Origin of the sequence: Nodosilinea sp. P-1105, assembly GCF_012911975.1 — a bacterium.
GTDB lineage: Bacteria > Cyanobacteriota > Cyanobacteriia > Phormidesmidales > Phormidesmidaceae > Nodosilinea.
In genome coordinates this window covers 19,338-34,165 of sequence record NZ_SMDQ01000006.1, presented here as the reverse complement: position 1 = coordinate 34,165, position 14,828 = coordinate 19,338, and the positions used below count along the sequence as shown (strand labels likewise).

Here is a 14,828-nt window from a genome sequence, read left to right as displayed (position 1 = left end):
AATAATCAATGAATAGACTCTTAAGCAATATTTTCACCAAAGCCTCAAATCTGAAAAGTAGGGCTTTTTTCCAAGACAGCTTTTGGACATTTTCAACTAAAGCAATAACCATGGCTGTCCAAATAGTTTATTTTGTTGCGGTAGCTCGGTTTTTAGGATCAGAAGACTATGGCCTATTTGAAGGGACTAAAGCAATCTGGGCTATTGTTTTTCCATTCATTAGTGTTGGCATGGGGGATATTCTGATCCAAAATGTCTCAAGAGACTCATCTGAATTTTCTAAATATTGGGGCGGCACCCTATTAGTCTTTTGGATAACAATCGGCATTGCCTTAATTACTGTTTTTCCCCTAATCACCATCATCCTACCGACAGTCCCACCCTTATTTATTTTACTAATTTTGCTGGCAGACATCGTTGGCCTTAAGCTATGCGGGTTAGGTCAAATGGCTTTTGTTGCCAACCATCAAATAAAAAAAGGAGCACAATATGGAATGATATACAGCTTTACAAAGCTGATAGCTGCTCTATGTTTACCATTTTTCCCTGAAGACTATCGCTTACTTGGGTGGGGAATTCTCTATTGTGTGGGTTCGATTGTACCAGCAGTAGTAATACTTGCTCTAGTTCAAAAAAAATTCGGCAAGCCTGAATTTAGACTAAGTTCTATCTCGATTAATAATATTAAGCAAGGCTTTTTCTTTTCTCTATCTAGCTCTGCCTCTGGCGTCAGTGCTCAGCTAGATAGAACAATGCTGATAGGCCTAGCGAATCCAGTCGCAGCAGGGATATACAGCGCTGGTTATCGCTTCATTGATATGAGCAAGATACCGATCTTTTCGATTCAGGGGGCTAGCTACGCAAGATTTTTCAAGTATGGCGAGTCAGGTATTAAGGGGACAGTAAGTTTTGCACAGAAGCTACTGCCTCTTATTCTTGCTTACAGTGGGGTAGCGCTCATTGCATTGCTCTTGCTTTCACCCTTTGTACCAAGATTACTGGGAGAGGAATTTGCTGAAGCGTCTTCTGTTGTCATCTGGTTAGCACCTATACACCTATTGTATGGCCTGGAGTACCTAGCCTCTGATTCGTTGACCGGGGCTGGCTTTCAGGGAACTAGAAGTTATGTGCAGGTAGCAGCAGCATTTTTGAATGTTGGTCTTAATCTTTATCTGATTCCCATTTACTCATGGAGAGGAGCAATTTGGGCCACACTAATCTCTGAAAGCCTGAAAACAGTTCTCCTCTGGATAATTATTGTTCCTATTTATAAGCAACAATCTAAGGACTATTCTAATAATTATAAAGGAGACTAACAGGCCCTACAGCTTGTATTGAGCCAACTCCCAGCCCAGACCTGAAGTTATACCTGTGGAAAAACTCCAGATCCTGAGTTAAACTTGGCATGATAATACTTTTAAGCATTATTGTTTGAGATTAGAAAAAATATCTGGGGTAGTCGTTATGCGTGTCTTATTACTTGCTTTTGAATGTAATCCAGAATGGTACTCGCTGCCAGCTGTGGCTTATAACTATGCAAAGGCTTTGGCTAACCATGTAGATGAGTTAGTTGTTGTCACGCAGACCCAGAACCAACCGAATATAGATAAGCACGGGGGGATTGGCAACGCAAAAGTCGTTTTCCTGGATGTCAAAAAAATAGTTGAACCATTTGAGAAAACAGCTTTCTTTTTAATGGGTGGCCATCAGAAGAACGTTGGCTGGACAATTTATAGAGCTTTAATGTATCCCAGCTATCTATATTTCGAGTGGATAGCTTGGCAACGTTTCAAATCTGAATTAAATGATGGCTACTTTGATATCATCCATCGCTTAACACCAATGACTCCTACTTTGCCCAGTCCCCTAGCAGCCTGGAGCAAAGTACCATTCGTTCTGGGTCCGCTGAATGGAGGTTTAAAGTGGCCTAAGCAGTTTAGTGGAGAGCAACGCCGAGAAAGAGAATGGTTAAGTTCATTGCGCGATACTTATAAGTTGCTACCCTATCAGAAGCTAACTTACAAAAAATCAAGTTCAATATTAGCTGCATTTAAACATACTATAGCTGATTTACCAGCTTCGTGCCAAGACAAAGTAATCAACTTTCCAGAAGTTGGAATTGATCCCGAATTATTTAAATTAGACGAAAAAGAGAGAAAGGAAAAACTAACTGTGCTTTATGTGGGCCGATTAGTTCCCTATAAAATGCCCGAGGTCGTCATTCAGGCGTTTGCTCGCAGTTCATTTCTGCAAGAACACCAACTGATTATGGTTGGAGATGGGGCTGAAAGAGCCAGACTAGAAGGAATTGTAAAATCCAAGTCTTTGGAACATTGTATTCAGTTACTTGGGCAGGTTCCCCACGATGAAGTCGGCCGTCTAATGCGGGAATCAGACATTTTTGCTTTTCCTTCTATCCGAGAGTTGGGAGCAGGGGCAGTGGTTGAGGCTATGGCTTGTGGTTTAGCCTGCGTAGTGGTTGACTATGGCGGATGTGGTGGCTTAATCGAACCAGATCGTGGTGTAAAAGTACCGATGACTGATAGAAATGAATTGATTGAGTCATTTCAAAGAGAACTAGAGGCACTGGTTACTGAACCAGATAGAGTCCGAAAGTTGGGAGATGAAGCTTACTGCCATGCGATCGCCCACTATTCTTGGGAAGCAAAAGCGAAAAAGAATTTAGAGATATATCAGTGGACATTAGATAAGACCCTCAGCAAGCCTGATTTCTGGAGCAAAAAAAAACAAGGCAATATTAGCCAGGTGTTAGAGAATGGAGCAGGAACATTAGTGTAGTAGTCTCGGGCTAAATGACTATTTTGGGGTCAAATGGCTTTATGGAGATCCATGTGAATGACGATTTAGCTGGCAAATTTCAACCCTATTGACACGATTGTAGGTAATTTAGTGGCATATATATAATGTTAGTTCAGAGTAAGTGGCTTGCCAAAATAATTGGCCTATCCTTAGCAGCAATTATAACTTTTTCATCGATTATCCTAATAAGCTGTGGGATGACAAACTCTGCACTTTCTTATCGTTCTTCGGTGAATAAGAATTTGACTATTTTAGTTGATCAGTTTGGCTATCGCCCAGACGATCAAAAAGTTGCGGTAATTATTCAGTCGGTAAATCCTGAACCGGATAGCGAAGACTCAAGTCTAGACACAGATACTGAATTCCCTGCTATTGCAGATTATCTGTCAGACACTTATCAAGTCATTTCCCTCGCAACGGGCTCGTCTGTTTATGAAGCAAAAACTTCTATTTGGAACCAAGGAGAAGTTCATTCTCAGTCGGGCGATCGTGCTGCTTGGTTTGATCTATCCTCAGTTCATACTCCTGGGCAGTATGTCATTCAAAATTCTAGAACTGGTGAAAAATCAGCAGAATTTGAGATTTCTAAATCGGTTTATAGAGATATCTTAGTAGCGGCAACTCGGATGTTCTTTTATCAGCGCAGTGGTTTTGAAAAACACCCTCCTTTTGCTGATGAACGCTGGGTCGATGACGCTGCATTTCTCGGCCCTGGACAAGACACAGAAGCTCGCTTTGTCGATGACAAGGACAATTCAGCACTGGAACGGGATATGCGTGGGGGTTGGTTTGATGCTGGCGATACTAATAAATATGTAACATTTGCAGTGTCGGCAGTACACAAATTCTTAGACGCTTATGTTCAAAATCCAGAGGTCTGGACTGACGATTTCAATATTCCTGAGTCAGGCAATGGTATTCCTGATCTTTTAGATGAACTCCAATTCGAGTTGGACTGGTTGGAGCGGATGCAGGATGATGACGGGGGTGTCTTTATCAAACTTGGGACGCTTGATTTTGATCGGGCAGAAAAGCCCAGTCTTGATCGTCGCCCTCGCTTCTATGGACCTAAGTGCTCATCGTCGTCCATTGCCAATGCGGGTATGTTTGCCCATGCTGCCCTAGTTTTCAGGGATATTCCTGCCTTAGAATTCAGTGCTAAAACGTTGCAAGACAAGGCTATTTTGGCCTGGGATTGGTTTATGACTCATCCAATACAAACTGACTGTGACACCCAGGAAATTAAAGCTGGTGATGCTGATCGATCTGAAGCAGAACAAATTGGGTTAGCTGTCAGTGCCGCTGTTTATCTATTTGCACTGACTGAAAATCCTATCTATGACAGTTACATTGTCCAGTACTTCCAAGATACCCGCCCGTTTGAAAGCTTTGGCTGGGCTATCTATGAATCTCATGTGGGAGACGCTTTGCTGGCCTATACGCAGCTAGAGTCTGGTCGTCCAGAAACTCAAGATGATATACTTCAAGCATTTGTCAACTCCCTTGAGCCGCTTTTAGCCGATCAAGCTAACCTGGAGGAACTTGATCCGTACCGAGCTTATATGCCGGACGCCCAGTATCACTGGGGCAGCAACAATATTAAGGCTAATTTTGGTAACGAGTTCTATAACTTGATAGTTCACAACGATAGTGAAAACAGCTCTCCCGAATCATATAGCGCTGCTGCCCTTAGTATGATTCATTACCTACATGGAGTGAATCCTTTTGGCATGGTCTATTTGACTAATATGTATGACTATGGGGTAACTTTTTCTGCCAATGAGATGTACCACGAGTGGTTTGGTCGAGGTATTTATAGTAACGCGCTAACTTCACCCAGTGGTCCAGCGCCCGGCTACCTGACTGGTGGACCTAATAGGAACTACACTGGTTCGGCTCCTCTAGCTGAATATCCCCCTATGAAAGCTTATCTGGATAGTAATCAGGGAGGTGATTTAAGGATGTGGGAAATTACTGAGCCTTCTATTGCTTATCAAAGCAGCTATATCAAGCTACTATCTAAGTTTGTTGCAGGCGATATATAGACTAAAGTTAGATAGCTTATCGTTTTTTAGTTAGGATGAATTTGACTATGCTAGAAAAAAATGCTCGCATTTTGATTGGTATGCCTGTGTACAATGGTGACAAACACATAGGGGAAACCATAGAGTCAATTTTGGGTCAAACCTTCGGCGACTTTCGCTTGCTCATTAGTGATAATGCTTCAACTGACAATACCGAAGAAATTTGCCGCTCCTATGCTCAACAAGATTCCCGAGTAAACTATTATCGGCAGCCTCAGAATCTTGGCATGGCGCCTAATTTCAACTATGTTTTCTCTCCAGGAGAGACACCTTACTTTAAATGGGCCGCCCACGACGATATTATTAAGCCCAATTATTTGAGGCGATGTATAGATTGGCTTGATAATGATTCAAGTTTAGCGATGGCCCATTGTCCAACCCTATGTATTGATGATCAAAGTAATGAGGTAGGTACTTATCAGGATATAGGCTTAGCCAGCGAACACATTAACGAGCGCTTCTGGCGAGTGCTATGGACAGTCAACATATACGAAATATATGGGGTGATGCGATCGCAATGCGTGGCCAAAACTAAGCTAGCAGGTAGCTATTTTGGTTCTGAGCGCAACATTTTAGCAGAAGTTCTACTACAAGGTAATATTGGCTATTTAGACCAAGCCTTATTTGCTCGTCGTGACCATGCCGGTTCTTTAACAGCCATGCATTTAGAGTCCAAGGTTGAGCACAATTTTTCCCAACGTCAGGAAGCTCATGCTTCAGGTGTTAACATGTCCGGGGTTCAGACATCGGCTATTCGATTCAGGGAATATTTTTCATCTTTGCTGAAATACTCGATGCCAGGGGGGGAGCGAGCTCAGTGTTTTGCTCATCTTATGGATTGGGGCTTTAAACGAACTCTTGAAGGCTTAACTGGTTCAGGAGAAGCCCACAGGCAAAAAATTTACGCCCAACTTAATCAAGAAGTCTAGTAGACATACAAGATATTGCCAAGGAATGGCAGTTATTACTCTAGCATTCGATAATTTTATTGTTTATATTGGCTTTGACTGGCTTACTGATAGTCACGCAGTATACCCCACCGTGCACCCTAACTAACTATGGCTGCTTCTGTATCAATATGTATAGCAACTTACAAGAGGCCTGAAGGTTTAGCTACCCTCTTGGCAGGAATTGCTCAACTGGAATTTAAAAATGTAGAGCTGCCAGTCATTGAGGTGGTGGTGGTTGATAACGATGCCTCTGGTTCAGCTCGGCAGTATTGTGAACAGATGACCAGTCAATCAAAGTGGCCTATTTCTTACCACATTGAGCCACAGCAAGGGGTAACCTTTGCCAGAAATAGAGCCATTCAAAATACCTCCTCCGATACAGATTTTATCGCTTTTATTGACGATGATGAGGTTCCAGACAGGCTCTGGTTAGATTCCTTACTACATATGCAGGAAAGCTATCAGGCCGATATTGTCACAGGTCCAGTTTATCCTATTTTCGAAGCACAGCAAGAAACCCCTGATTGGGTTAAAAACGGTGGGTTTTTCAATCCTCCTAACCGTAAAAATGGAGACTGTATTCATATAGCTTATACCCATAATGTGTTGATTAAGCGAGAGTGCCTTAGTAAGCTGGATACACTTTTTGACAATGATTTTGCATTCAAAGGCTCTGAAGATGTTCACCTATTTATGAGGCTGCACAAGGCAGGGGCTAAAATTGTGTGGGCTAGCGATGCTGTCGTTCATGAGATAATACCGCCTGAACGAACTACGTTAAGGTGGTTGCTAGCTAGAAGTTATTATGGTTGGAGCTCTCATAGCTTACTAGAGAAAAAGATATTTCCTTCTCTAAGCTTACAGGCGGTACGCTTACTCAAGGGCATTGCGTTGATCGCAATTGGCCTGTCTACACTTCCTATTAGCTTATTGAAAGGGGGCTATCATCGGGCTAATGCCTTGATGTATATGTGTAAAGGGTTTGGCACCTTATCTGGACTCTTAAATATTCAAGGAGCTTGGGGAGGAGCAAATCGCTAGGATACCTGGATAAAGTTCACCTTTTCCTGAGGTCCTGGCAACCATATATACTTGGGCTAAGTTACAGTGATCAAAATGAACATCGAATTCACCTAATTTTGTTCATAACTGTATTAGATATTCGGAACCAGATATTCGGAGCGAATTATTCGGAGTGAATTATTCGGAGTGAATTGTAGTTAATGCCTACTTGAAACATTTGTTGCACTACTGATTATGGAGGTTTTCGTTATGAAAACACCCGAAGAACCTACAAGTAAAGCTGAGCGGGCGATTGATCCAACATCAATCTGTATAGTAGGTAGTGGACCTATTGGTCTAGCCTTTGCCTTGCGTTTAGCGAATGGTGGACAGTCTGTAACCTTAATCGATAGCGGCAAATTTGCAGAGCGTGATCAAGGCCATGAATTGAACTTTGGCACTGTGGTTGGCGCTGCTAAAGCCAAAGACAGATCTGACCCAACTTTGCTAGAGGACGGCATCATTCAACAGTATTTAAATCATGACTATTTGTCGTTTTCCCGTTATCTGGGATCGGGGGGGAGTGCCTGGCGGTGGGGGGTGCGATCGCGTCCTACCGCCCAGCAACATGTGCGCATTGTGCCTGGCGCCCTGGCTGATTTTGAAGCACGTCCTGAACTGGATATCCCTGGCTGGGCCGCATCAGCGACTGACATATACGATCGCTATCCAGACGCATTGACATTTTTGGGCCTAGGTAGTCAGACCTTTAAAATTGCGGATTACCAGGATGCTTTAGATCCTTTTCCTCTGCCCAGCCAGCTTTTGCCCACAAAGCTATTTCACTTTGCCCGGGCTGACGTCATTCGCCACCAGCGCCTGCAAGACGTACTTAACCATCCAGGGATTGATGTCCGTTCTGGTTTACACCTACTCCGCATCGAGACTGATAAACAAGAGCGGGTAACGGCTTTGATTGCTTGCGATCGACAGGGTAATGAAGTGCGCCTCGCAGCCAAACACTATGTCTTGGCCCTGGGCGGCATCAAAAATGCTCGGCAACTGTTAATAGCCAAAGATGAGGGGGCTTTGGCAGATCCCCATGATGTATTTGGTCGTTGGTTTTGCGATCACCCCCATGTTCGGCTGGGTTACCTAACTGGGGCAGGGGATGATGCTCTAGCTAGGGCAGCGGCCTGGTACGACTTCCAAGATGTTCAGGGCGTGCCTGTATTGCGGGGGCATGAACTGACCCCTGCAGCAGCCCGAGATCGGGAGATGTTGAGGTTTTCCGTTGACTTGGTGGGTCGACCCGGGGACTATTGCTCAAGGAGCGGCATCGCCTGTACTAAGGCCATAGATGCTCTGAAGCAAAAGGATTTTAAGACGTTACTTGCATCGGTCCCGGGGCTGGCCTCATCCCCAATGCGTACCCTGAGACTGGCCCATCTAGTCTGGAAGACATCGGTGCATGGTACTCACCTGGGCGGGTGGAGTGACCCATCAACCCGTCAACACGGGGTTGAAATCCTGGCGGTCGAGGCGATGTTTGAGCAACGCCCATCCCCGGATAATCGAATTCGTTTGAGTAAACAGCGCAATCGCCTGGGTCTACCACGACCCGTTCTCCAGTGGTCTTGGAGCCGTAAGGAGGTGGATGCGATCAATCGTTCAAGGGAATTAATGGCTGAAGCCTTTGATAAGGCCGGTGTGGCTCCCTTTGTGTCAATGCGTGACCTGGGCCAAGGAGAAATACCAAGGGCTGGTAGTGGCTTCCACCACATGGGGGGCACTCGTCAAAGTCAGGATCCTGCGGAGGGGGTAGTCAACGCCGAAAACCGAGTCCATGGGGTTGAAAACCTCACCCTGATTGGCTGCTCAGTATTTCCCAACAGCGTTGGCTATGCCAATCCTACCCTGACGGCTATTGCTGATGCCTTGAGGGTAGCGGATTTGTTTCTGGCCTCAACCTGATGGGTGTCGGCGCTGTTCTGGAAAGCACGATACTATAGGAACTAGATGAACTTTTGTAACGTGCTTTGACCTCCGTAACCCAGCCCATACAAAATCCGGCTGTGCCTTACGGCTGGCATGCTCTGCGACCTCTCTGGCAAGCTGAGCAGCCTACTGTACAGGCCGGTTTGCCTCATGAACAGCTGGCTCCCGCCTGGCAAATTTTATTGCTAGGGGATGGGTCTCCCACCCGCCATTTACAGCTGCTGACGCGCGATCGCACCGAAGTAGACGTGATTGATATGGCGCCGGTTGGCATGAATCCAGATGGTGCCCCGGATATTATTCAGGTAGTGCCCGGTCCGCGTCTGCGTCGGCAAGTGTGGCTGCGTACCGCCTCAGGGCAGCGGTTAGCCTATGCCACCTCCTGGTGGGAAGCCAGCCATGTGGATGACTATTTAAAGAACAAATCTTTGCCGATTTGGGCTAGTCTGGCCCAGCTACGCACAGAGCTTTATCGGGATATTCAAGGGCTGTACTATGGAGAATCTGCTGCCCTAGAGCAGGCATTCGACCAGCAGGGACCTTTTTGGGGACGCCATTATCTGTTTTGGCACCGAGGCAAGCCGCTGACGTTGATCTACGAGGTGTTTTCTCCGTACCTGACGCGGTACTTGGGGCCAATGCAGGGGGGACCCAATCGTTAGGGAAAGACTAACTCAGTGCCAATCAGGTCCACCGGAGGGCGGAGGATACGAGGTGATATCAGGATCAGAAAATGTATCCTGATGGGTGCGGGCGGACTCGTACCAAATTTGGGTACGCAGGGGACCGTACTGCTGCCGCAGCAGGGCGTCGATCTGCTCGCCGATCGCCTCTGCGGCCTCGATAAATTCTGGATGTAGGGTCAGGTAAATTTCAATCCACACCTGGCGACCCACCATCCCTCGGGAGCGAATCCGGGTACAACGGGTCACCCCTTCTACCTGGTTCACCACATGGGCGATCGCCTCGGGGGCAATGGCGGTAGGTTTAATCAGCATGGGTAATTGCTCATTTAGCACTCGCCACAGACTGCGCGCCACCAAGGGCAGCAGCACCAGGGCAAAAGCGGGGTCTAGCCAGCGTTGGTTTTGCCAGATGGCTAGCAGCACCACCACCATTAAAATGGTCAGCCAGGCATCGGTTAAGAAGTGTTGAGTATTCAGTTTTAGGGTCAAGCTGCGCAGGCTGCGGGCTTGATAGCCGGAGTAAATGCCCAAGGCGATATTGATAATCACCATCGCTGCCGTAAATCGCAGCACCTGAGGATCCATCACCACCCGAAAGGCATCTGAAGCACCGGTCAGGGCCTGGCCCACTTGCCCTAGGGCAATCAGCCCTAAGCTTATCCCTGTAAACCCCAAAAACGCACAGAGTACCAGGGTAGCTGCCACCTCAGCTCGTCCATGGCCCCACACCTCTCGGCCCATTTGTCGTTGGGGAGAGGTGACCGCCACTAAGCTCAGCACGGTGCTAAACCCATCTACCAGGGTATGCAGAGACTCAGCCATCAGGGTGAGTGAGTGACAGGCCCAGCCACCAATGGCTTCTACCGCCAGTAATAGCAACGTGGCCCATAGGGTGGTTAGCAGCAGGCGATAGCTAATGCGGCGTTGGTAATCGCCCTCGTTCATGGATAGACGCGATACAACGGGCTTAATGGTACTGCAATCTGATGACCACCACTGACTGGATTCGGTAGAACGGAGGCAAAGCTGGTGCACTGAAAGCTACAGGCCCGGTGAATACCAGGCCCTCGAGGCGCTTCTTCTAGGGTGTACTTACCCCAAGGAGTTAGTGGAGCGCTGTTTCTTAGGACTATCGCCTAAAGATCGCCAAAGCCTTTTTTCTTCTTTTGCTTTTTCTGCTTTTTCTGGCTAGGGGCTCGAAATCCAGGAGGGGCACCGCCCCCCATACCGGGGAGTCCTGGCATACCACCCCCCATACCGGGCAAGCCGCCGCCCATGCCGGGCATACCGCCGCCCATGCCAGGAAAGCCACCTCCTTGTCCCATCTGCTGCATCATCGATCGCATTTTGGTGAAGTCACTCACCAACTTACCCACATCTTTTTCTTTATGACCTGAGCCAGCGGCAATTCGTCGCCGTCGACTGGGGGATCCGGCTAGCAAGTTAGGTTGTTTGCGTTCCTGCCGGGTCATGGAATTGATCATGGCCTCGCAGCGTTTAAGCTGCACTTCCCCCTGTTCCAGCATATCCCCGGTAATTTGCTTACCCAACCCAGGGATTAGCTTCATGATCCCCCCCAGGGACCCCATGTTTTTCATGATCCGCATCTGTTTCAGGAAGTCATCGAAGTCGAATTCGGCTTCCAGAATTTTCTTTTGCAGCTTTTCGGCATCGGCAATATCAACCGCTTCCTGGGCCTTTTCCACTAGGGTGAGTACATCCCCCATGCCCAAAATACGGGAGGCCATGCGATCGGGATAGAAAGGCTGCAAGGCCTCCACCTTTTCGCCCACCCCGACAAACTTGATCGGTTGGCTTGAAATTTGTCGTACCGATAGGGCTGCCCCCCCCCGGGCGTCACCATCCATTTTGGTCAGAATGGCTCCAGTAATCCCGATTTGCTCGTGGAAGGTGCGGGTTAGGTTGGCGGCTTCTTGGCCAGTCATGGCATCCACCACCAGCAGCACTTCATCGGGCTGTATGGCGGTCTTGATATCGGCCAATTCGGCCATCATTTTGGGGTCAATTTGTAAGCGCCCTGCCGTGTCGACAATCACTGTGTCGATGCCGTCGGCTCGGGCTTGTGCTACCCCCTGACGAGCAATGTCCACCGGGTTGGCGTCTGTGCCGAGTTCAAACACAGGGACATCAATCTGCTTACCCAGAGTGATCAACTGATCCACCGCCGCTGGGCGGTAAACATCGGTGGCGACCAGCATGGTGCTGCGGTTTTCTTTGCGCAGGTGCAGGGCCAGCTTGGCGGTAGCGGTGGTTTTACCGGTCCCTTGCAGCCCAGCCATCAGCACCACAGTCGGCTTTTCGGCCTGATTGGCCAAGGGGGCGTTAGTCTCCCCCATCAGTTTAATCAGCTCATCGTGGACAATTTTGATGAATTGCTGATCGGGGCTGACCCCTTTGACCACTTCAGCGCCTAGGGCCGCTTCTTTGACTTGGGCGATAAAGCTTTTGATCACCTGCAAGTTAACGTCGGCTTCTAGAAGTGCCCGGCGGACTTCCCGCAGAGCATCGTTGACGTTAGACTCGCTAATTTTGTCCTGACCGCGCAGGCTTTTCCAGGCAGACTCAAAACGCTCAGACAGGGCTTCAAACATAGCTAGGCTAGAAAGATAACGTTAACCTGCCAGACAGTCGGCAGGACTTCTATTCTAAAGGGTGAAGGCCTTTCTCCCCAGAGTTGACTAGTAACCTGATTCAGAGCGTTAGTATTAATGAAGTAAGCTAACGTTTACGGAATGCCATCAGGTTTAGGTGTATGAAGTTTTGAAGGGCAAACACCAACCACTATGGCTAACAACACGTCGCATCTGCTAAATCAAGAAATAGATGGTCAAGAAACGGCGATCGCAGCTATGCCGCATCAAGACTTAGCGCCCAATCCGGATAATTCTAGTGTGGATGATCGCCCAACTGCGGGGCAGGGGGGTGACACCCCTTATTTCGACATCAGGCCAGCCAGTCCTGGAGCAGCTGACTGGTTAGATCTGATTCGGCGCGACAGCCATGTGGCGATCGCGGTGATCCATCTCCAAACTACTTTGGGGGTGAGCACCACGGCCCAACAACTTTTATTTGCCAATCAGTCCTTTTGCCAACTGACCCAACGGCACCTATCACCGCCAGGGCAACCAAAATCGCTCGCCCAGGGGGAACTGCTTGCGGCTTTGAGTCCCACCGATCAGGCTCGCCTGCGGCAGCGATTTCGGCGTCACGTCTTAAATGCTCTATTGCACTATCACTATGGGGTCGCTAACCTGGTGGCCCCCCGCCTCTGCCACGCACCTCTGGTGGTATCAGTGGGAGATAGTCATGGGGAAGCTCGCCAGATTGAGCTGCACCTGCGCACCACAACGTCTGGCCTGAGGGTCACCGATATCGCGCCGATTCTCAGGGATCGGTTGACCGCCTGCTGGTCGACACCCCCTAGCCATGACCAGGTGACAGCCCAACTTCTTACCCAGGACTCAGATCTAAGTTTGATTCTAAGGGGGTTAAACCCAAGTAATTACAGCGCTGAAGGCTATGTGTTGGTGGAAGGGGTCGATGTCACCCAGCGGGAAACCTCTAAGGCGTTAACCCATCTGCTGGTTGGGCGTGAGCCAGTATTGGGCTCCGATCAGTTTGGTCGGGCGAATCAGCTCCTAAAACACTTGTTTAAAGCTGACGACAGCCTGTTGTTAAGTGCTGAGCACAGTCAGGCCCAGTTGTTTTTAGACCTCGACCAACCGGAATGGACCACCAAGTCCTATGCCGTTGATGATCTGCAAGCCTCTGTGTTCTTCCGGGCGACCCAGCGGGGAGACGTCCTAAATGTACCTGATTTAAGCTTGCACTGCGCTACTCCCTGTGAGCAAGATGTGTTAAAAACCGGGGCGCGATCGCTGCTGTTGATTCCCTTAGCAATGCGCTCAGGCCTATTGGGCAACAGCCCCACCCAGATGATTGGCTTAGTGGGGCTAACTAGTACTCAGCCCTATGCTTTCGATACCGCTGACTGTAGTAATGCCACCACTCTGATTCCAGCCCTAACAGCTACCATGCGCCATAGTGTGCGAGAGCGCTTCACCAACATTCATCCCTCTGTGCGGTGGCGGTTTGAGCAGGAGGCCGAACGGCTTAGCTTGGGGCTGCCCCCCGCTCCAATTGTGTTTGAAAATGTTTACCCGTTGTACGGCATTTCCGATATTCGGGGTTCGTCAGATGAGCGGAACCGCGCCATTCAGCAGGATTTGTTGACCCAGTTTAATCTGGCCCTAGCTGTGGTTAAAACGGTGCAGCAGGTGCTCAACAACGCCCTAATTCAGCAACTTAGCCTGGACTTGGCTGACCACCTGACCAACCTGGAAGAAGGGATCAGTGTTGACTCAGAAGTGAGTCTACTCCGCTACTTACAGGCGGAGGTGGAGCGCCACTTTGCTTACTTTGCGGACCTGAGTCCGGCGATCCACCAGGCCATTGACACATACCAGGCGGCCATCGACCCCGATCATGCCTGTGTCTACAGAGCCCGAGCGATGTATGACCAGACCATCAACCAGATCAACGGCTGCTTGCGAGACACCTGGAACCAGTGGCAACAGACCATGCAGGCCATTACCCCCCACTATTGCGATGTGGAAGCCACCGATGGGATCGATCACATGATCTATGCGGGTCGTTCGATTGATCCCGGCTTTACAGAATTTCAGTTGAAATCCTTGCGCTATGAACAGCTACGGGCGGTGTGTGACTGTGCCCGAAAAGGATTTGACCTGAAGGCCACTTACCACACCACGATGGACATTACTCACCTGGTGCTGGTCCAGGGCTTTACGGTAGATATCTGCCACGATGAAACCACTGAACGCCTGTTTGATGTGCGCGGTACCCGGGATACCCGTTATGAAATTGTCAAAAAACGGATCGATAAGGCCTGTGATGCTGAAACCGGCGATCGCATTACCCAACCTGGCAAGCTAACGGTGGTGTACTCCACCGTAGAGGAATGGCAAGAGTACCAGCGCTATTTTCGCTATTTACATCGAGAAGGACTTGTCTCTAACCCGATTGAACATGGTGCTGTAGAACCCCTGCAGGGGGTGAGTGGTCTCAAGTTTGCTCGGGTACCGGTGCTGGCGGCATCACCTGACTGATCAGGACAAAGTACATTTGTATCGATCAACAGACATATAACTACCTGTACAGAGGGTGTCAGGCTTTGGGTGTCAGGCATCTGGGATGGTTGGTTGGTTGGTTGATAGCCCCCTTAGACTAAATCCTGCTGGACTACC

General features: G+C 48.5%; 10 protein-coding genes. 8 read left to right on the top strand and 2 right to left on the bottom strand.

Going from position 1 to position 14,828, the window contains the following annotated elements:
• The first annotated feature begins 8 nt into the window (after positions 1 to 8).
• From E1H13_RS04225 to E1H13_RS04195, 7 genes are all read left to right on the top strand, one after another.
• Positions 9 to 1,316, top strand: a complete 1,308-nt coding sequence (locus tag E1H13_RS04225) for an oligosaccharide flippase family protein (protein ID WP_256378487.1) — start codon at positions 9 to 11, stop codon at positions 1,314 to 1,316.
• A gap of 148 nt (positions 1,317 to 1,464) precedes the next feature.
• The gene (locus E1H13_RS04220; protein ID WP_169612158.1) at positions 1,465 to 2,799 is read left to right on the top strand and encodes a glycosyltransferase family 4 protein; all 1,335 of its coding nucleotides are present in this window, start codon (positions 1,465 to 1,467) and stop codon (positions 2,797 to 2,799) included.
• Positions 2,800 to 3,017: 218 nt separating this feature from the next.
• Complete coding sequence (locus tag E1H13_RS04215) at positions 3,018 to 4,865, top strand: glycoside hydrolase family 9 protein (RefSeq protein ID WP_206070022.1); 1,848 nt, start codon at positions 3,018 to 3,020, stop codon at positions 4,863 to 4,865.
• A 47-nt stretch (positions 4,866 to 4,912) separates the two neighbouring features.
• Positions 4,913 to 5,833 (top strand): glycosyltransferase family A protein, encoded by a 921-nt coding sequence (locus tag E1H13_RS04210; protein ID WP_169612156.1) that lies wholly within the window; start codon positions 4,913 to 4,915, stop codon positions 5,831 to 5,833.
• A 129-nt stretch (positions 5,834 to 5,962) separates the two neighbouring features.
• Positions 5,963 to 6,895: a glycosyltransferase family 2 protein gene (locus tag E1H13_RS04205; protein ID WP_169612155.1), complete on the top strand. Its 933-nt coding sequence runs from the start codon at positions 5,963 to 5,965 to the stop codon at positions 6,893 to 6,895.
• A 231-nt stretch (positions 6,896 to 7,126) separates the two neighbouring features.
• The gene (locus tag E1H13_RS04200) at positions 7,127 to 8,830 is read left to right on the top strand and encodes a GMC oxidoreductase (protein ID WP_169612154.1); all 1,704 of its coding nucleotides are present in this window, start codon (positions 7,127 to 7,129) and stop codon (positions 8,828 to 8,830) included.
• 65 nt (positions 8,831 to 8,895) lie between these two features.
• Positions 8,896 to 9,516, top strand: a complete 621-nt coding sequence (locus E1H13_RS04195) for a chorismate lyase (protein ID WP_169612153.1) — start codon at positions 8,896 to 8,898, stop codon at positions 9,514 to 9,516.
• 12 nt (positions 9,517 to 9,528) lie between these two features.
• Here E1H13_RS04195 and E1H13_RS04190 read toward each other — a convergent pair whose 3' ends face one another.
• Both E1H13_RS04190 and ffh read right to left on the bottom strand, forming a co-directional pair.
• Positions 9,529 to 10,485 (bottom strand): cation diffusion facilitator family transporter, encoded by a 957-nt coding sequence (locus tag E1H13_RS04190; protein ID WP_169612152.1) that lies wholly within the window; start codon positions 10,483 to 10,485, stop codon positions 9,529 to 9,531.
• A 191-nt stretch (positions 10,486 to 10,676) separates the two neighbouring features.
• Entirely contained in the window at positions 10,677 to 12,152 is a 1,476-nt protein-coding gene (gene ffh, locus E1H13_RS04185) for a signal recognition particle protein (protein WP_169612151.1), read from the bottom strand.
• Between the two features lie 192 nt (positions 12,153 to 12,344).
• Here ffh and E1H13_RS04180 point away from each other — a divergent pair, with 192 nt between their 5' ends.
• On the top strand, positions 12,345 to 14,690 hold the full coding sequence (locus E1H13_RS04180) for a GAF domain-containing protein (protein ID WP_169612150.1): 2,346 nt from the start codon (positions 12,345 to 12,347) through the stop codon (positions 14,688 to 14,690).
• Positions 14,691 to 14,828 lie beyond the last annotated feature (138 nt).

What these genes read in the sequence shown, in the direction of transcription:
- E1H13_RS04225 (WP_256378487.1), top strand. Translation starts at nt 9, where the DNA reads ATGAATAGACTCTTAAGCAATATTTTCACCAAAGCCTCAAATCTGAAA.
- E1H13_RS04200 (WP_169612154.1), top strand. Translation starts at nt 7,127, where the DNA reads ATGAAAACACCCGAAGAACCTACAAGTAAAGCTGAGCGGGCGATTGAT.
- ffh (WP_169612151.1), bottom strand. Translation starts at nt 12,152, where the DNA reads ATGTTTGAAGCCCTGTCTGAGCGTTTTGAGTCTGCCTGGAAAAGCCTG.
- E1H13_RS04220 (WP_169612158.1), top strand. Translation starts at nt 1,465, where the DNA reads ATGCGTGTCTTATTACTTGCTTTTGAATGTAATCCAGAATGGTACTCG.
- E1H13_RS04215 (WP_206070022.1), top strand. Translation starts at nt 3,018, where the DNA reads ATGACAAACTCTGCACTTTCTTATCGTTCTTCGGTGAATAAGAATTTG.
- E1H13_RS04190 (WP_169612152.1), bottom strand. Translation starts at nt 10,485, where the DNA reads ATGAACGAGGGCGATTACCAACGCCGCATTAGCTATCGCCTGCTGCTA.
- E1H13_RS04180 (WP_169612150.1), top strand. Translation starts at nt 12,345, where the DNA reads ATGGCTAACAACACGTCGCATCTGCTAAATCAAGAAATAGATGGTCAA.
- E1H13_RS04210 (WP_169612156.1), top strand. Translation starts at nt 4,913, where the DNA reads ATGCTAGAAAAAAATGCTCGCATTTTGATTGGTATGCCTGTGTACAAT.
- E1H13_RS04205 (WP_169612155.1), top strand. Translation starts at nt 5,963, where the DNA reads ATGGCTGCTTCTGTATCAATATGTATAGCAACTTACAAGAGGCCTGAA.